Annotated in this window: 14 protein-coding genes and 1 pseudogene; 7 read left to right on the forward strand and 8 right to left on the reverse strand. The window is 74.8% G+C overall.

Going from position 1 to position 17,414, the window contains the following annotated elements:
* Window positions 1–69: 69 nt before the first annotated feature.
* Complete coding sequence (locus ACFQZ6_RS01695) at window positions 70–819, forward strand: carbonic anhydrase (protein ID WP_381604542.1); 750 nt, start codon at window positions 70–72, stop codon at window positions 817–819.
* A 9-nt stretch (window positions 820–828) separates the two neighbouring features.
* On the opposite strand, the gene ACFQZ6_RS01700 is transcribed toward ACFQZ6_RS01695, so the two are convergent.
* Window positions 829–2,130 carry a phytase gene (locus tag ACFQZ6_RS01700; protein WP_381604543.1) on the reverse strand — a complete coding sequence of 434 codons (1,302 nt, stop codon included), beginning with the start codon at window positions 2,128–2,130 and terminating at the stop codon, window positions 829–831.
* 198 nt (window positions 2,131–2,328) lie between these two features.
* Between ACFQZ6_RS01700 and ACFQZ6_RS01705 the strand changes: the two genes are divergently transcribed.
* The gene (locus tag ACFQZ6_RS01705) at window positions 2,329–2,892 is read left to right on the forward strand and encodes a hemerythrin domain-containing protein (RefSeq protein WP_381604544.1); all 564 of its coding nucleotides are present in this window, start codon (window positions 2,329–2,331) and stop codon (window positions 2,890–2,892) included.
* Window positions 2,893–3,302: 410 nt separating this feature from the next.
* On the forward strand, window positions 3,303–4,547 hold the full coding sequence (locus ACFQZ6_RS01710; RefSeq protein ID WP_381604545.1) for an MFS transporter: 1,245 nt from the start codon (window positions 3,303–3,305) through the stop codon (window positions 4,545–4,547).
* A 3-nt stretch (window positions 4,548–4,550) separates the two neighbouring features.
* Here the strand turns inward: ACFQZ6_RS01710 and ACFQZ6_RS01715 are convergent, their stop codons facing one another.
* The 3 genes from ACFQZ6_RS01715 to ACFQZ6_RS01725 form a co-directional block, all read right to left on the reverse strand.
* On the reverse strand, window positions 4,551–5,600 hold the full coding sequence (locus ACFQZ6_RS01715) for a glycosyltransferase family 9 protein (RefSeq protein WP_381604546.1): 1,050 nt from the start codon (window positions 5,598–5,600) through the stop codon (window positions 4,551–4,553).
* Entirely contained in the window at window positions 5,588–6,688 is a 1,101-nt protein-coding gene (locus ACFQZ6_RS01720) for an NAD-dependent epimerase/dehydratase family protein (RefSeq protein WP_381604547.1), read from the reverse strand. The genes ACFQZ6_RS01715 and ACFQZ6_RS01720 overlap by 13 nt, the downstream gene beginning before the upstream one ends.
* A gap of 162 nt (window positions 6,689–6,850) precedes the next feature.
* Window positions 6,851–7,381, reverse strand: coding sequence for a hypothetical protein (locus tag ACFQZ6_RS01725; RefSeq protein WP_381604548.1), 531 nt, complete (start codon window positions 7,379–7,381; stop codon window positions 6,851–6,853).
* A 366-nt stretch (window positions 7,382–7,747) separates the two neighbouring features.
* On the opposite strand from ACFQZ6_RS01725, the gene ACFQZ6_RS01730 reads away from it, so the two are divergent.
* Complete coding sequence (locus ACFQZ6_RS01730) at window positions 7,748–8,485, forward strand: D-Ala-D-Ala carboxypeptidase family metallohydrolase (RefSeq protein WP_381604549.1); 738 nt, start codon at window positions 7,748–7,750, stop codon at window positions 8,483–8,485.
* 87 nt (window positions 8,486–8,572) lie between these two features.
* Window positions 8,573–9,502 (forward strand): GNAT family N-acetyltransferase, encoded by a 930-nt coding sequence (locus ACFQZ6_RS01735; protein ID WP_381604550.1) that lies wholly within the window; start codon window positions 8,573–8,575, stop codon window positions 9,500–9,502.
* A 23-nt stretch (window positions 9,503–9,525) separates the two neighbouring features.
* On the opposite strand, the gene ACFQZ6_RS01740 is transcribed toward ACFQZ6_RS01735, so the two are convergent.
* Window positions 9,526–10,986, reverse strand: a complete 1,461-nt coding sequence (locus ACFQZ6_RS01740; RefSeq protein ID WP_381604551.1) for an MFS transporter — start codon at window positions 10,984–10,986, stop codon at window positions 9,526–9,528.
* Between the two features lie 221 nt (window positions 10,987–11,207).
* Between ACFQZ6_RS01740 and ACFQZ6_RS01745 the strand changes: the two genes are divergently transcribed.
* Window positions 11,208–11,855, forward strand: coding sequence for a TetR/AcrR family transcriptional regulator (locus ACFQZ6_RS01745; protein ID WP_381617987.1), 648 nt, complete (start codon window positions 11,208–11,210; stop codon window positions 11,853–11,855).
* 89 nt (window positions 11,856–11,944) lie between these two features.
* On the opposite strand, the gene ACFQZ6_RS01750 is transcribed toward ACFQZ6_RS01745, so the two are convergent.
* The 3 genes from ACFQZ6_RS01750 to ACFQZ6_RS01760 form a co-directional block, all read right to left on the reverse strand.
* Window positions 11,945–12,807 (reverse strand): IS5 family transposase gene (locus ACFQZ6_RS01750; protein ID WP_381604552.1). Its coding sequence is split into 2 segments (ribosomal slippage): window positions 11,945–12,438 and window positions 12,438–12,807, totalling 864 coding nucleotides; the frame shifts between segments, so codons are not numbered across the junction.
* Window positions 12,808–12,849: 42 nt separating this feature from the next.
* Complete coding sequence (locus ACFQZ6_RS01755; RefSeq protein WP_381604553.1) at window positions 12,850–13,032, reverse strand: hypothetical protein; 183 nt, start codon at window positions 13,030–13,032, stop codon at window positions 12,850–12,852.
* A 135-nt stretch (window positions 13,033–13,167) separates the two neighbouring features.
* Window positions 13,168–14,697 carry an FAD-dependent oxidoreductase gene (locus ACFQZ6_RS01760; RefSeq protein WP_381604554.1) on the reverse strand — a complete coding sequence of 510 codons (1,530 nt, stop codon included), beginning with the start codon at window positions 14,695–14,697 and terminating at the stop codon, window positions 13,168–13,170.
* Between the two features lie 174 nt (window positions 14,698–14,871).
* On the opposite strand from ACFQZ6_RS01760, the pseudogene ACFQZ6_RS01765 reads away from it, so the two are divergent.
* Window positions 14,872–17,393: pseudogene (locus ACFQZ6_RS01765) on the forward strand (SpoIIE family protein phosphatase).
* Window positions 17,394–17,414 lie beyond the last annotated feature (21 nt).

Consider the following 17,414-nt stretch of genomic DNA (forward strand, 5'->3'; position numbering starts at 1 on the left):
GCCTCGGGACCGTCCGCTACCGCGCTTCCAATGATCGCGAATAGCCCAGAACCGGCCATACTCCGAAACATGAGCAATCGAAACCCGGCCCGGGTGTACGTGCCCCCGCGCGGCCCCCGGCCCCGTCTCCCCCAGCGCGTCAGCTCGCGTCGACGTGCCCTGCTGCGCGTCGGGGCGACCGGCGCCGCGGCCCCCGCCGCCCCGGCGACCACCGCACCCGCCGTGCGCCCCCGGCCCGCCACCCCGGCCCAGGCGTGGTGGGAGCTGGCCGCGGGCAACCGGCGCTGGCGCACCTACCGCGAACGGCACCCCGACGAGACGCCCGCGGTCCGGCGGGCCCTGACGTCGGGGCAGCGGCCGTTCGCCGTCATCCTCGGCTGCGTCGACTCCCGGGTCCCGCCGGAGCTGGTCTTCGACCAGGGCCTCGGCGACCTGCTCACCGTGCGCAGCGCGGGCCAGGTGCTGGACGAGGCGGTGCTCGGCAGCGTCGCGTACGGCGTGCTGGAGCTGTCGGCGCCGCTGGTGCTGGTGCTCGGGCACCAGTCGTGCGGCGCGGTGCGCGCGGCGGTGGCGGCGGAGGAGTCGGGCGAGCCGCTGCCCACGCACATCCAGTACCTGGCCAACCAGATAGCCCCGGCCATCGACCACTCCCTGGCGGGCGACGCCCGGGTGGACGCCACGATCGACGCCAACGTGCGGCTCGTGCGGGCCCGGCTCGCGGCGGAGCCGGACCTCGCCGCCCGGATGGCGTCGGGCCAGCTCGCCGTCGTGGGCGCCCGCTACGAGCTGACGAGCCAGTTGGTCCACCGCCTCGACTGACGGCGCCGGTCAGTCGTCCAGGGCCTCCAGTACGTCGCCGAGGTCGACGAACTTGAAGCCGGTCGCCGTGCGCTCACCGGAGCCCGGGGTGTCGTCGCCGTCCTGCACGACCAGCAGGCCGTGCGGGTAGCGGCGGCCGAGCGGGGCGTTCAGGGCGGCGGCGCCGTCGCACTCCTCGGAGCCGTCCAGCCGCGCCGAGGCGGCGGTGACGCGGAAGCCGCCCTCGTACTCGTTGCCCTCGCCGGTCTCCCGGTCGTAGGCGGCGAAGGTGTTGTCGCCCTGGCTGGAGGCGACGAGGTAGCCGTCGCCGCGGGACTGCGGGATCAGGGTGAGGCCCTCGACGTCGGCGGCGATGTGCGTGCCGCCGAAGCCCGGGTCGGCGCCCGCCGCGCACTCCTCGGTCTCCTCGTCGTAGGTGCCGGGGACACCGTACTCACGGACCTTGTCGACGAGCTGCGGGGTGCCGGTCAGGTCGGCCCGCAGCCGCCAGATGCCGACGTCCTCCTGACCGGCGTACAGCACGCCGTTCGCGGGGTCGACGACCATGCCCTCGACCTGGGGCAGCTCGCCCGGCTCCAGGCACGGCGTCCAGGAGGTGCCGTCGGGCAGCCGGAAGGCGGTCGGCAGGTCCAGGGTGCGCACGGTGCGGTAGCTGACGGTGCCCGAGCGGCCGGGGAGCAGTTCGAGCAGGGCGACGGTGCTGGTCTCGCGGCGGCTGACCAGCGCGTAGGCGCGGCCGGTGGCGCGGTCGGTGTAGGTGGCGAGGCCGTAGGCGGTGCGCTGGTCGTTGATCTCCTCCTGGTCGGCGGAGAAGACGGGCGGTACGGCCGGGTCGGTGACGTCGACGAGCGGGCCGCCGCGGCGGTCGGGGTCGATGCGGTAGAAGCGCAGCCGGTCGTTGCCGCGGTCGCTGGTCACCGCGAGGTCGGCGCGGCCGGTGGCCAGCCTCAGCCCGTGCACCAGGTCGACGTTGTTGAAGCGGCCGGGGGCGTCGTCGGGCGTCGGTCCGGCCGGGGCGGGGAGGGCCTGGACCTCCCTGGCGGCCAGGTCGTAGACGCGCAGCCCGCCCTCCTTGGCGGTGGCGACGACGAGGCTGCGGTCCGGGTCGGCGGCGTTGCGCCAGATCGCCGGGTCGTCGGCGTCCGCGTTGCCGCCCGCCTCGTCGTCGTGGAGCGCCGCGGTCTCCGCCTTCGGCTGGACCGTGGGCAGGCCGTGCGCCGCGGACGCCTGGGCGGGCAGCGTCACGGTGAACGCCGCCAGGGTGGCCGTCACCAGCAGGGCGTTGGACCGGCGGATGCGGGGTTCGGGCACGGAGGGCTCCTTCGTCCATGATCGGGTGCGGGGGCAGCCTCGCGCGGCACCGCGTCGGGCGGGCCAACGCCCAGGCGACCATGGCATGAACATCACATGGCGGGAGTCTGGGGGCGTTACGTGCGCGGGGCCAGGGGCACCCGGGGGCCGTGGCGGGTCCGCGTCGGAGCCGCCGCAGTCTGCCTGGAGGTGAAGGACATGGGTCACGGCGGGAACGTGATCGACGAACTGGTGACGGACCACCGCGAGGTCGAGGAGATGTTCGGCCGGATCGAGGCGCTGCCGCCCGGCGACGCCAACCGCAAGCTGCTCGCCGACCAGGCGACCATCGAACTGGTTCGGCACTCCGTCGCCGAGGAGGCGTACCTCTACCCGGCGGTGCGCCAGCACGTGCCGGACGGGGACGCGATCGCGGACCGGGAGATCGAGGACCACTCCAAGGCCGAGCGGATCATGAAGGACCTGGAGGGCCGCGCGGCGGACGATCCGGAGTTCGACCGGCTCATGGGCATGTTGATGACCGAGATCCGCTCGCACGTGGCCGACGAGGAGGAGAACCTCTTCCCGTCGCTGCGGGCGGCCTGCTCGGCCGAGACGCTCGACGAGCTGGGCGACAAGGTCCGGCAGGCGAAGAAGACGGCCCCGACCCGTCCGCACCCGTCCGCCCCGGACAAGCCCCCGGCGAACAAGCTGCTCGCCCCCGGCGCCGGACTGGTGGACCGGATGCGCGACGCGCTGACCGGCCGCGGCAAGAAGGCCTGAGCACAGCGAGCCGAACACCACCGGACGACCCGGGCCCGCCGTACCCACGGCGGGCCCTGTCCGTGCCCGGGGTGGCGGCCGTCACGTCCGCCCCGGAGGGCCGACGACCCCTGTGAGGAACGGCACTCACGGACGCAAGTACCCCTGACCACCGGGGCGTTGACGACCCCCGCCGCAGCGTCCGCACACCGCTCACGTCGACTCGCCCCCCGCTTCTGTCACGATGGTCCGCGCCGTGACCCGGCACCCCTTCGGATCGCCCGCGCAGCGCAGCCCGGCGGTTCCCGTGCCCGACGACCTCACCGTCCGAGCCCCCGGAAACTCCGAGTACGCCTGTGTCTTCCTCGCCCTCCCCCGCGCCCGCCCCCGGCGCGTCCCGCTCCCCCTGGCGATCGCTGCGGTACCGCAGTATGCGCTGGTGGTCCGTCGCCAACTTCGTGTCGAACGCCGGTACGTGGATGCAGCTCACGGTGCAGAACCTGCTGGTCCTCCAGATCACCGGGTCCGCCGCCGCGACCGGCCTGTCCATGTCCGTGCAAGCGGCGCCCGCGCTGCTGGTCAGCGTGGTGGGCGGCGCGGCGGTCGACCGCTTCCCGCGCAAGCTGACGGCGACCGTCAGCCAGGCCGCGCTCGGCGGAATCGCCTTCGTCACCGCGACCCTGGTCGCCCTCGACCAGCTCAACATGGCCACGCTGATGACGCTGGCCGCCGTCACCGGCGTCGTCGCCACCGTCGACGGACCGGCGTGCGCCCTCCTCGGCAACGACCTCGTGCCACCGGAGGACGTACCGTCCGCGATCGGCGTGGGCGCGCTGGTGCACAACGCGGGACGGCTCGTGGGTGCGGCGCTCGCCGGAGTGACGGTCGGCCTGCTCGGCACGGCCTCGGCGTACGCGGCCAACGGCCTGTCGTTCCTCTTCGTCGCCGCCGTGATCCCGTTCCTGAAGCCCGCGTACGGCGCGGTGCGGGCGGTGCCGGTCACGGCGGAGCGCGTGCCCCAGCGCGAGGCGGTGCGCGAGGGGCTGTCCTTCTTCGTGCGGCGGCCCCGGCTGCTCGCGCTGGCCGCCGTCACCGGGGTGAGCGCGGTCTTCGGCCGGAACTACGCCCTCACGCTCGCCGTCCTGGTCACCGGGCCGCTCGCGGGCGGCGCCGGGGCGTTCGGCACGGTCTCCACGGTGCTCGCGGTGGGCGGCATCGTCGGCGCGGTGCTCGGCGCGCGGCTGCGCAGGCCCTCCGTACGGCTGGTGGGCACGCTCGCGGCGACGGGCGGGCTGCTCCAGGTGGCCGCCGGGCTGTCGCCGTCGCTCGCGGTGCTGCTGGTCCTGGTCCTGCCCATGGCAATCGTGGAGTCCGTCTCCGACACCGCCGGGACGGCCGTCCTCCAGACCGACCCGCCGTCCCACCTGCGGGGCCGGGTGCTCGGCGTGTGGGGCAGCGTCGGCACCGTGTGGAGCCTGGGCGGTCCGCCCGCCCTCGGTCTGCTGATGGAGCTGGCCGGTGCGCGCGGCGCCCTGGTCGCCGGTGGGCTGATCATCGCCTGCTCCATCGCCTCCGGCCACCTCGCGCACCGTCGCCGCCGCACCGCGCCGACGGTCGTCCTCCAGCCGGAGGAGCACCACGCGCCCGCCCCCGCGGTGCTGGGCACGGCGGCCTGAGGCTCACCCGCCGGACGCCAGCAGCTTGCGCACGGCCCGCGGCACGTCCTCGGGCGTGAAGGGCGCCGACGCGGAACCGTCGAGGAGGATCGCGGGCACCTTGTACGGCGTCCAGGCGCCGGTCAGCGACACGACGGGGGTCGCGACGGCGGCGGCGAGCTGGGCGGCGGCCGGGTCGGCGGTGACCACGGCGTCGGCGGCGCGCAGGACGCCGGTCAGTTGGCGGGGCGTGGTCCGGCCGCCGAGGTGCACGGCGGTGGCGCCGCCGACGCGCCGGGTGAGGGCCTCGTCGGCGGGGTCGCCGGTGACGACGACGCGGTGACCGGCGTCGGCGAGCAGCTCCACCGCCCGCGCACAGCGGTCCGCGTCCGCGGCGAGCCCCGCGGGGTGGACGACGAGGTACGGGCCGTTGCCGGTGAGGCCCGTGGTGTCGGGCGCCGGGAGCACCCGCAGCCGCCCGTCGTCACCGGTGCGCGGCCCGAACCCCATCGCGACGGCGGTGTCCAGCGCGGCCTGCGCTTCGGGCTGGTGGGGCGGGCGCCGGTGCAGGAGGTCGAGGGGGCGTCGCTCACGGTCGGGGGCGGCGGGGCCGCCGTGGGCAGGGTGACCGTCTCGGGCGAGGTGACCGTCGTAGGCGGGGTGACCGTCGTAGGCGAGGTGACCGTCGTAGGCGAGGTGGCCGTCGTAGGCGAGGTGGCCGTCGTCCCCGGGGCAGTCGGCGCCGATGCGGCGCACGTCCGCCGCGCGCAGCAGCCGGGCGGCGGGCAGCGGGCTGTGCCCGTCCGGGGTGAGGACCAGCCCGACGTCGTACGACTCCGCGCGCAGCCGCCGTACGAGCTGGCCGGTGCCCCCCGCGTCGCCCGGCTCCCAGGGGCCGTCCCACACCACCACGTCGTCGACGTGCGGCAGGAGCCCCGCGGCGGGGGCGCCCGGCGAGGCGCACAGCAGGGTCACCCGGGAGGCGTGGGTGGCCAGGGCGCGGACGGCGGGCCCGGACAGCAGGACGCCACCGAACCCGTCCGGGCGGACGACGACGGCCTTCACCGCGGCCACCCCCCGCCGCCGTACCCGGAGGCCGTCACCGGCGCGGGCTCGGGGCAGCCGCGGACGGCGGCGACGGTCCGGGCCAGGCCCTCCCGCCAGGACACCTTGGGCACCCAGCCGAACAGTTCGCGGGCGAAGCCGGTGTCGGGCCCGCGTCCGTCCGGCCGTCCGTCGAGACGCCCCGCGACCGGGCCGGGCGGCGCGTCGGTGAACTCCAGCGGCGCGTGCGAGCCGGTCAGTTCGAGCACCGCGCGGGCCACCTCGGCGACGGTCGGCCCGGGGTCGCCGCCGATGTCGACGGGTCGTACCGAACGGCCCGCGGCCACCAGCAGGACGCCCTCGGCGGTGTCGTCGGCGTAGCACAGGGACAGCGGGCGGCCGCCGTCGCCGGGGACGGTCAGCGGCGCCCCGGCCAGCGCGTGGTCGAGGAACGCGGACACCACGCGGCCGTCGTCGGTGCGCATCCGGGGTCCGTACGACGGGTAGACCCGCACGATCCCGGCGTCGCTGCCGCGGGCCCCCGCGTGAGCGGTGACGAGGGCCTCGGCGAACCGGGCGGCCTCGGCGTAGGCGTGCACGGGGCTGACCGGGTCCCGCGCCTCGTCCGCCGCCGCGCCGGAACCGTCGGCCCAGCCGTCGGACCAGGGCGTCGCCGGGCGGCCGTCCCCGTGACCCTCGCTGGCCTCGGCCGAGGAGGCGAGCAGGAAGCGGGCGCCGTCCCGGTCGGCCAGGGTGAGCGCGGTGCGGGTGCCGAGCCCGGCGGTGTCCAGGGCCTTCAGGGGGCGGCGTCGGCAGTCCGCGGGGGCGCCGGGCCCGGCGAGGTGCAGGACGAGGTCGTAGGGGCCGCTGGCGGCGTCCGCGCAGCGCGGGTCCGCGATGTCGAGGTGCAGGAAGCGGAAGCCGGGCTGTCCGGCGAGGTGCTCGACGTTGCCGGGGCGCCCGGTGGTGAGGTCGTCCAGGCAGTCGACTTCGACTCCCGAACGCAGCAGCCGGGTGCACAGGTGCGAGCCGAGGTAGCCCGCGCCGCCGGTGACCAGGGCCCGCTGCCAGGGGAGCCGCCGGCCTGAGCTGGGGGTGAACGTCGTCATCGGCATCATCGACCGACCTGCCTTCCCGCCGGTTCCCGGACGACGCTCACGGGTAACCAGCGGGGCGGCTTTCATGCTCTGACGGCTGCTGGGGCTCAGGGGTCAGGCGTCAGTCAGGCGTGCGTCAGGGTTCCAGGGCTCAGGGCTCAGGGCTCACTCAGGGCCCAGGGCTCAGGCGATGAGGGCGGGTCCCGGCCGCAGGCGCTCCAGGAGCTGGGGCTGGTGCAGCGTGGCGACCGGGGCGAGGAGGTCGGGGTGGCGCAGCAGCGCCGCCGCCCCGCGGTCGTGGTCGTCGGGGGCCAGCAGCCGCCGGAACTCCACGGGCGCGCCCGCGAGCTGGCCGCCGTCGGTGAGGGCGGCGACCGCCCGCGCGGCCAGCTCGGGGTCGGTCAGCAGACAGGCCGCCCAGCTTGCCACGGCCTCGTCGACCCAGGTGCGCCAGGCGTGGTCGTCGGCGGCGGTGTCGTACCCGGTGGCGTCGGCGCCGGTGACCCAGTCCAGGCGGGCGGAGCCGCCGGGGCCCGCGATGCCGACCAGGGCCGCGTCGGTGGGCGTCGGGTAGCGCAGCCACGCGGCGACCGTCACCGCCTGCCGGGCCTGCGCCTCACAGAGCGCGGCGGCCAGGGCCCCGCCGGAGGCCGGGTAGGCACGGGTCAGCCAGTAGGTGGTGGCGGCGATCAGCGGGGAGAGGTCTGCGAGCACGGGCGGGCCGTCCGGTTGCGTGCGGGGGAACGGGGCTGGGTGTCGACGGTAACCCGCGGCGGACGGCGGTTGATATGACCGGGACCGCCTCCGGTCCGTGGCCTGGGCCACACGACGGGAGCTGTCCCACCGTGGAGCGCGCCGGAGCGCGGTGGAAGCGCGCGGTGGAAGCGCGGTGGAGCCTGGTGCGGGCCGCGCTAGTGGCACCCGGTCCCCGCCCCCTAGTGCTCTTGCGCGCCGCCACTGCCTACTCCATGGTTGACGCGCGTCACATGGACGGGCACATTCCATGGTTGACGCGCGTCACACCGCACGTCCCGCACGGCACCAGACCATCCGATCCGTCCCTTTCGGCCTGGAGACCCCATGCTCAGACGCATCGCCCGACTGATCGCCGCATTTGTCATGATCACGTCCGGTGTGGTGGTGGGAACCGTCGCCACCACCGGCACCGCGCACGCCGACGGCTGCTACACCTGGAGCCGCACCCTGTCCCAGGGCGCCTCCGGCTCCGACGTCAGCCAGCTCCAGATCCGCCTCGGCGGCTACCCCGGCTACGGCTCCGTCCTGGCCGTCGACGGGTCCTTCGGACCGGCCACCGCCGCCGCCCTGAAGCGCTTCCAGTCGGCGTACGGCCTGGTCGCGGACGGCGTCGCCGGCCCCAACACCTACAACAAGCTGTACGCGCTCCAGGACGACGACTGCACGCCGATCCACTTCTCCTACAGCGAGCTGAACCAGTGCAACAGCACCTGGTCCGGCGGAGCGGTGAGCGCGGCGACCGCCAAGTCGAACGCGCTGCGCACGATGTGGAAGCTGGAGGCCATGCGGCACGCGCTCGGCGACGCCCCGATCCGGGTGACCAGCGGCTTCCGCTCGTACTCCTGCAACTCGGCGGTGGGCGGCTCCAGCAGCAGCCGCCACCTGTACGGCGACGCGGCCGACCTCGGCGCCGGTTCGCACTCCCTGTGCACCATGGCCAAGCAGGCCCGCTACCACGGGTTCCGGGGGATCCTCGGCCCGGGCTACCCGGACCACAACGACCACACGCACGTCGACCACCGGTCCAGCCAGTACTGGTCCGCGCCGTCCTGCGGGGTCTGACACAGCCGCCCGGCACACCGGTCGGGGCGGGGCGTCCGGCGGAAAACCCGTTGCGGGAACCGCCGGGCGCCCCGGACCCTGACCTGCATGTCCTACCGCACGCGGCCCGCCTCACTGAACGACGCGCCCGCCATCACCGAACTGCTCAACGAGGTCGACCGCATCGAGATCGGCCACCCCGAGACCGATCCACACACGGTCGAGAGGGACTTGAAGAACCCTGAGACCGACCTGGAGCGCGACTCGTGGCTCGCCTTCGACGGGGACCGCCTGGTGGCCTACGGGCTGCTGTGGGACGAGTCCGGCGGCGAGCGCATAGACGTCGACCACTACGTGCTCCCCGACCACCAGCGGGCGGGCGAACTGCTGTTGGACGACATGGAGGCCAGGGCCGTCGAGAAGGCCCGGGAGAACGGCGCCTCCCGCGCGGTGGTCCACCTCCACCTCAACGTCGAGCCCACGCTGGACACCGCGCTGATCGAGAAGCGCGGCTGGTCCACCGTACGGCGCTACCACGTGCTGCGGCGGCCCCTCGACCCCGCGACGGACGTGGCGCCGACGCCGCCCGCCGGGGTGCGCCTCCGGTCGTGCGCCGAGGAGGCGGACCGGCTCCGCCTGCACGAGCTGTACCAGGCCAGTTTCGCCGAGCACTTCGACTTCCAGCCGCGCTCGTACACCCAGTGGCTGCACGACATCGGCGCGGAGCGCGCCGACTGGTCGCTGGCGTGGATCGTGTCCACCGACGACCTCGGTGACGTCGGCTTCCTCTTCTCACGCAACGACCGCGAGTCCATGGGGTGGATCCGCAGCCTCGGCGTCCTGTCCCCCGCCCGTGGCCGGGGTCTCGGTGGCCTGCTCCTGGAGCACGCCTTCGCGGAGTTCGCCGCCCGCGGCCGGGACACCGTCGGGCTCGGCGTCGACACCGCCAACTCCACCGGCGCGCCCCAGCTCTACGGCCGCAATGGCATGACGGTCCACTACGCCGTCGACACCTGGGAGGTCGTTCTGCACGGCTGACCCGACTCCGGCGCCCGTCCGCCTCAGGAGTGCTCCTCGGTGGCGTGCGAGTCGGTGAGGGTGAGCGCGCCGCCCGTGGCGATCAGGCCGACGAGCACGGCGAGCACGGCGTAGGTGACGCGTTCGCCGTGGAAGAAGGAGTGCACGAGGTCGCCGCTCCACACGCCCGCGGGCAGCCGGGTGGTGACCAGTGCGGCGATCAGGGTGCCGACGACGGCGGTGCCGACGCTGGTCCCGACCTCCTGGGCGGTGTCGTTGAGCGCGGTGCCGATCGAGGTGCGGTTGGCGGGCATCGCCTCGACCAGGGCGATGGCGCAGATGGTCATGACCGTGCGCAGTCCGACGGTCATCACGACCATGCAGACCGCGATGGCGGCGTACCCGCGGTCGACGCCCCAGGCGAGGCCGACCAGCGCCACGGTGAGGCAGGCTGCGCCGACGAGGCAGGCGACGCGGTGGCCGTACCTCTTGGCGAGCCACTCCGAGAGCGGGGTCGCCGCGATCATGGTCACGATGAGCGGCAGGTTGGCCAGTCCGGCGCGCACGGGGCTCCACCCGTAGGCGTACTGGAAGTGGAGGATCAGCCCGAACATCACCCCGGCCATCGCGACGGACGTGCCGATCTGTGCGAGGGCGGCGCCGCGCACGGTGCCGTGGGAGAAGACCTTGAGGTCCAGCATGGGGGCCGCGCTGCGCTGCTCGTGCCCCACGAAGGCGAGGCCCGCGGCCACGGCGCCCAGGACCGAGGCGAGCGTGGCGGTGGCGAGCCAGCCGTGCTCGACGCCGCTGGTCAGCGCGTAGCAGGCGAGACCGATGGTGAGCACGCTCAGGACGGCGCCGGGCAGGTCGAGCCGGTCGTCGGTGAGATCCTCGCGCCGGTCGGGCGCGACGCCGAGCCGCACGCCGATGCCCGCGAGCAGGGCGATCGGCGCGTTGATCAGCAGGAGCCACTGCCAGCCGACGTGGGCGAGCGCGGTGCCGCCGAGCAGTGGGCCGAGGATGAACCCGGACATGCCGACGACGATCATCAGGGTCATCGCGCGCATCCGCAGCGCCTGGTCGTCGAAGAGGCGGAAGACGAGCGAGTTGGTGATGGGGGCCATGGCCGCGGCGGCGACGCCGAGTGCGGCCCGCAGGGCGATGAGCTGCCCGGCGGAGTCGACGGCGACGACGGTCAGGCTCAGCAGGCCGAAGACGGCGAGGCCGACGAGCAGGACGCGTCGGCGTCCGAGGCGGTCGGCCAGGGAGCCCGCGGTGAGCAGCAGGCCGCCGAACGTCAGCGAGTAGGCGCCGGTGACCCATTGCAGGGCGGTGGTGGTGCCGCCGAGGTCGCGGCCGATGGTGGGCAGCGCGATCGAGAGCAGGGTGTTGTCGACCATCTCGACGAAGAAGGCCAGGCAGAGCGCGGCCAGCGGTAGCCACGCCGCCCGCAGTGATCCGTAGGTACGGGTGGCGGCGGGCGCGGTGCCGGTGGTGGTGGTCATGACCGGCCTCCTTTCTGAACGCCGAACGCTGAACGTGGGACGCCATCGGGCGACGAACGCCGTTCGACTATCGAACACAGTTCCATGATGGAACGAGGTTCTACCATAGAACCATGTTCGATAGGGAGGCAAGCTGTGCTTGGATGGAGGGCATGACACCGCCGCCGACACGCTCCGCCGCCGCGGGCCCGTCCCGGGGCCGCCGACGCGCCTCGCACTCCATGGAGGCCGTCCTCGACGCCGCCGTGGCCGTGCTCGACGAGGCCGGGGGGTCCGCGCTGACCTTCCGCGCGCTCGCCGCCCGGCTCGGCACGGGCGTCGGCACGATCTACTGGTACGTCCAGAACAAGGACGAGCTGCTCGACCGCGCCACCGACCACGCGATCGGCGGGGTGCTGGCCGCCGTGGAGCAGCAGCCGGACAGCGACGACCCCATCGCCGACCTCCGCGCGATGGCCGTCGCCCTGTTCGACGCGATCGTGGACCGGCCGTGGCTGTCCGCGTACTTCATGCGCAACACCGACGTCCAGGGCAACTCACTACGGCTGTACGAGCGGCTCGGCCGCCAGACGCTGCGCCTCGACCTCACCCCGCGCCAGCGGTTCCACGCCGTCTCCGCGATCACGAGCGTCGTGGTCGGCACCGCCGCCGACCTGGGCGCGGAGCTCCCCCAGGAACTCCTCGACGGCGAGGTGGACCGCGACGAGCACCTCGGCCGCTTCGCGGAGGCCTGGCGGTCACTCGACGCCGACGAGTTCCCCTTCGTCCGCCAGATCGCCGACGAGTTCGCCACCCACGACGACCGCGACCAGTTCCTCGCCGCCCTGGACCTGACCCTGGCGGGCCTGCGCCTCCAGTCAGAGAACTGACTCGGCCCGCCCCGCGCCTGCGGGACGGGCCGTCCCGACTGCCCGGGCAGCCGGTCTTCCAGGTGCGAGCCGTCTACTAGGGTCCGTCTTCAAACGGATCTTGCCCAGAGTAGGAGCGATGCGAGGGTGACCGCCGCTTCGTAGGAGGTGGCGGTCTTGTCGTATCGGGTGGCGATGCCGCGGAAGCCCTTGAGCCGGTTGAAGCAGCGCTCGATCACGTTGCGCCGCCGGTAGGTCTCCCGGTCGAACCCTGGCGGTCGGCCGCCTTGGCAACCGCGCCTCAGCCGGTGCCGTCGCTGGTCGGTTTTCTCCGGAATGGTGTGCGCAATGCCGCGTTTTCGCAGGTAGGCGCGGAAGCTGCGGGAGCTGTAAGCCTTGTCTGCGATGACCTGGTCGGGCCTGCACCGAGGCCGGCCCAGGCCGGTGCGGGGAACACGGATCCGTTCCAGCAGAGGGCGTGCACAGACACTGTCGTGGCGTTGGCCGGGCGTCACCAGGATCGCGAGCGGGCGGCCCTTGCCGTCGCAGGCGAGGTGGACTTTGGTGGTCAGTCCGCCGCGGGATCGGCCGAGGGCGTGATCGTCCGGTTCGTCCTGCTGGTGCCGCCCCCTTTTCGGCCCGTGGCGGCGGCGTGCTGGTGAGCGCGGACGATGGTGGAGTCGATCTGGACCAGCCAGTCGATGTCGCCGGCCGCGTCCGCCTGGGCCTGGATCTGCTGCAGAGCCCGGGTGAACACCCCGTCCAGGGCGTAGCGGCGGAAGCGGGTGTAGACGGTCTTCCACGGCCCGTAGCGTTCCGGCAGGTCACGCCAGGAGATCCCGGTGCGGATCTTGTAGACCATCCCGTTGATGACCTGCCGGTCCTCCACTCGAGGCCGCCCCGTCGCGGCCCGGGGTATCAGCGGAGCGAGCAACTCCCACTCCCGGTCGGTGAGTTCATGACGACGTACCACAACACCATGATCTACCACCCAGATGATCTTTGAAGACAGCCCCTAGTCCTCGCCCCGCACGATGTTGCCGTCCCGGTCCTCGGGGCGGGGGTCCGAGGTGTCCTGGGGGGCGACGGCGGGGAGCCAGGTCCGTGGGGTGCCGTCCTTGCGGCGGAGGCGGCGGGCGGTGGTCCAGCCGGTCTCCGGGGGGCGGACGGTGGGCTGGTCGCTGGCGTGCGTGGTCACGGGGGCTCATCTTCCTTCCGCGCGCGCCCGGTCGGCGGGTCCGGCAGGTGCGCGGTGGCCGCGCGGGCGCATCGGTCGTGTCGCCCTGGACGGGTCTCCGGCAGACGGCTCCGCAAACGCCGTACACCACCCGGCTCAGATGTCCCGTTGCTCCAGGGGCCGCACGGCGGGTCCTTGCAGGACGCTGCCGTCGGGCGCGAAGCGGGAGCCGTGGCACGGGCACTCCCACGCCTGCTCGGCGCGGTTGAACGCCACCACGCACCCCAGGTGGGTGCAGCGGGCGGACACGGCGCGCAGGGTGCCGTCCGTGTCGCGGTGCACCGCGCACCGGTGGCCGCCGACGTGCATGACGGCGCCGTCGCCGGGGGCGAGGTCGTCGGGCGACGGCCGGGTGGTGCCGGGCAGCCGGTCGCCGACGAAGTGCCGCGCGACGTCGGCCTGCTGTTTGAGGAACGCCGGTGCCTCGCGCACCACGGAGGCGATGCGGCGCGGGTCGTACAGCTCGCTCCACGGCGACTCCCGGCCGGTGATCCGGTCGCAGAGCAGTCGGCCCGCCATGATGCCGCCGCTCAGGCCCCAGCCGCCGAAGCCGGTCGCCACCTGCACGTGGCGGCTGCCGGGGTGCAGCGGGCCGACGAGCGGCACGGAGTCGGTGGAGTCGTTGTCCTGGGTGGCCCAGCGGTGCGTGAACGTCAGCTCGCCGAAGTGCCGCCCCGCCCACCGTGCGAGCCGCTCGAACCGCTCCTCGGTGTCCCCGCCCGCCCCCGGCGTGAAGTGCTCGCCGGTCACGATCAGCAGCCGCTCACCGTCCCCGTGGGGCGCGGTGCGCACCGAGCGGGTGTTCTCCTCGGGCGTGATGTACATGCCGTCGGGCGCGCGGGCCGCGTCGAGGGGCGCCGCCACCACCAGTTCGCGGCGCGGGGAGAGCCGGGTGAACAGCAGCGCCCGGTCGAAGACGGGGTAGTGGGTGGCGACGACCACGGCGTCGGCGGTGATCCGGGTGCCCGCCTCGGTGGTCAGCTCGCAGGGCTCGCCCTCCTTCAGACCGACGACCCGCGTCCCCTCGTACAGCTCGCCGCCCAGCCGCCGGATGCCGTCCGCGAGGCCCAGCAGGTACTTGCGCGGGTGGAACTGCGCCTGCTCCGCCACCCGCACCGCGCCCGCGACGGGGAACGGCAGCGCCGTCTCGGTGACGAACTCGGCGGGCAGCCCCGCCTCCCGGGCCGCCGTCGCCTCGGCGCGCAGCGCGGGGACGTGGGCGGGGTCCTGGGCGAACGTGTACGCGTCGGTGTCCTCCCAGTCGCAGTCGATGCCGAGTTCGGCGGCGGTCTGCGCGGCGTGCCGGATCGCCTCCGTCTGGGAGCGGGCGTACAGCCGGGCCCCGTCCGCACCCCGGGTGCGGCGCAGCCGGTCGTAGATCAGGGTGTGCTGCGCGCTGAGCTTGGCGGTGGTGTGACCCGTGACCCCGGCCGCGATCCGGTCCGCCTCCAGGACGGCCACGCCCCGCCCCCGCCTCACCAGCTCCCACGCCGTGCTCAGTCCGGCGATCCCGGCGCCGATGACCGCGACGTCCACGGTGAGGTCGCCGTCCGGGGGCGGCGCGGGGTCGCCGGGCGGCACGGTGTCGATCCAGTACGAACGGAGGGTCGCTGCCTGCTGGTCCATACCGCCCCGGGTTCCCGCGCCGGTGCGGGTCTACCCGGTCCGTGGGCCGTTCGGCGCAGCCGCTCCCGTCCCCCGCGCCCCACGCGGCACGCCCGGCCACGGGGTGCGGGCAGGGGTCGTACGGGCGCATCCTGGCTGTGTCGCCGGTGCGACGGCGCGCGGAACAGGTGGACGATGACCGGGAGGGCCGAGGACGGCAACGGGACGCCGGGGCGGTTGGCGAAGGCGCTGACGCGGGCCGCGGTGGCGGCGCTCGGTGCGACCGAGGGCCGGGTCTGCGGGGTGTACCTGCCCTGCTCGACCCCCGGTGAGCTGCGGCTCGCGGTCCTCGCGGGGCTGCCGGGGCCGCTGTTCCGGCCGTGGTGGCGGCTGCACATCGACCGGCGCTTCCCGGTGGCGGACGTCTACCGGCTCGGCGTCCAGGTGGTGCTGCCGAACACCACCCAGGCGATGCGCCGCTACCCGCAGTTCGCGGCCGGGCTGCCGCTGCCGATCGGGGCGGTCTTCGTGCCGGTCGCCGACGCGGCGGAGACCCTCGGGGTGCTCACCGTGCTGCGCCCGTCCGCCTCGGACGTCCCCGAGATGCTGCCCGAGCGTGAGCGGCTCACCCGCGTCGCCGAGTCCCTCGCCACCGACCTGCGCCGTCTGGAGGCCGACGGTACGCCGCTGACCTGGGACGACGAGCCGCTGGGCGTACGGCCGCCCGATCCCGCCCCCGGTGCCCGGCGCGCCGGACGCTTCCGCTGGCACCCGGCCACCGACACCGTCACCGCCGACGACGGCCTGCGCGCCCTGCTCGGCCCGTCCGGCGCCGGGTCCCTCGACACCGCCCGGACCCTCGCCGAGGCGCTCGCCCCGCACGACCCGGACCGCCTCCTCTCGGCCCTGCGCGCCGCGTCCCACGGCGGCCCGCCCGGCCCCCACCTCCCGCTCCGGGCGCCGAGCGGGGCGCCGCGGCTGGTGGCACTGTGGGCCGAGGACGCCACCCACCCGGGCGGCGGGCGTCCCGTCAGCGGCGTCGTGCTGGAGACGCCGGGGTCGGTGGCGGAGGCGGCGGCCGACCGGATGCCGCACGGGGTGTTCTGCCTGGACCGGCTCGGCGTGGTCGTGTACGCCAATCCGCGCGCCGCCCGGCTGTTCGGCCGCCCGCGTGCGGACCTCGTCGGCGCGCCGCTGTGGGAGGGCGTGCCCTGGCTCGCGCAGCCCGCCTGCGAGGACCACCTGCGGGCCGCGCTGCTGTCCCCCGACCCGGTGGAGTTCCACGTCAGCCGACCGGGCCCGGAGCGGCACGCCGAGCCGCCGGAGTCGTACGCGTACGAGGGCGACTGGCTCGCGCTGTCCGTCCACCCCGGCCCCGACCTGCTGGTCTGCACCGTCGCCCCGGCCCGGCACCGCGACGGCGACCAGCCCGCCGTGGAGACAAGTGCCGCCGCCACGGACGCACCACCCCCCGACGTCACGTCCATGAACCCGGCGTACCGGCCCATCGTGCTGGCGATCGCGCTGTCCGAGGCGGTCACCGCCCGGCAGGTGTCGGCGGTGGTGATGCAGGAACTGCTGCCCGCGTTCGGCGGCCGTCGCCTCGCCATCTACCTGCTCCACGACCGGCACCTGTACCTGGCCTGGGAGACCGGCTTCCCGGACGGGTTCCTCAGCCCCTTCGAGGGCGTCGCCCTGGACGCCCACCTGCCCGGCGTGGAGACGCTGACCACCGGCCAGCCGCTGTTCTTCGACACCATGGGGGAGCTGTCGGCCGCCTATCCCGGCATCCCGCTGGACGCCCCGTGCGGCGCCCGCGCCTTCCTGCCGCTGATCGCCTCGGGGCGGCCGGTCGGCTCCTGCATCCTCGGCTTCGACCGGCCGCGCAGCTTCAGCAGCGAGGAGCGCACCGTGCTCACCGCGCTGGCGGGACTGATCGCGCACGCCATGGAGAAGGCGCAGCGGTACGAGACGGAGGCGGCGCTGGCGCGTGGGCTGCAGCGGGCGCTGCTCCCCCGGCGGCTGCCCACGCACCCGCTGGTGGAGACCGCGGGCCGGTATCTGCCGGGCACCGAGGGCATGGACGTCGGCGGTGACTGGTACGACGTCGTCGAGGCGGGTGACGGCCTCGCGCTGGTCATCGGGGACGTGCAGGGGCACGGGGTGCAGGCGGCGGCGACGATGGGGCAGCTCCGCAGCGCGGTGCGGGCGTTCGCGCTGGACGACCGGTCCCCCGACGAGGTCCTGGACGGCACCAACCGGCTCCTCGTCGACCTTGACCCCGGCCAGTTCGCGAGCTGTTGCTACGTGCGCCTCGACCCGGTGTCGGGGCTGGCGCTGCTGGCCCGCGCCGGGCACCCGCCGCCGCTGCTGCGTCGCCCGGACGGCCGCACGCGGGTGGTGGACATTCCCGGCGGGGTGGTGCTGGGCGTCGATCCGCACGCCCGGTACCCGGTGGCCGAGCTGCGGATGGCGCCCGGCTCGCTGCTGGCGCTGTACACCGACGGTCTGGTGGAGCGGCCCGGCGCCGACATCGACGACGGGATCGCCGCGCTGCGGGCGGCGCTGGCCAGGGCGGGCGCGCCGGTGGCGCTGCCGGGCGGCCGGTCGCTGGCCCGGGTCGCGGACCGGCTCACCACGGCGCCCGGCACGCCGTGGACCGGCCCGACGACGTCGCGCTGCTGCTCGCCGCCCTGCGCACCGGCCCCGCGCGCTGACCCGTGCGCCCCCGTGCGCGA

The organism is Streptomyces flavalbus (assembly GCF_042674625.1).
GTDB lineage: Bacteria > Actinomycetota > Actinomycetes > Streptomycetales > Streptomycetaceae > Streptomyces > Streptomyces flavalbus.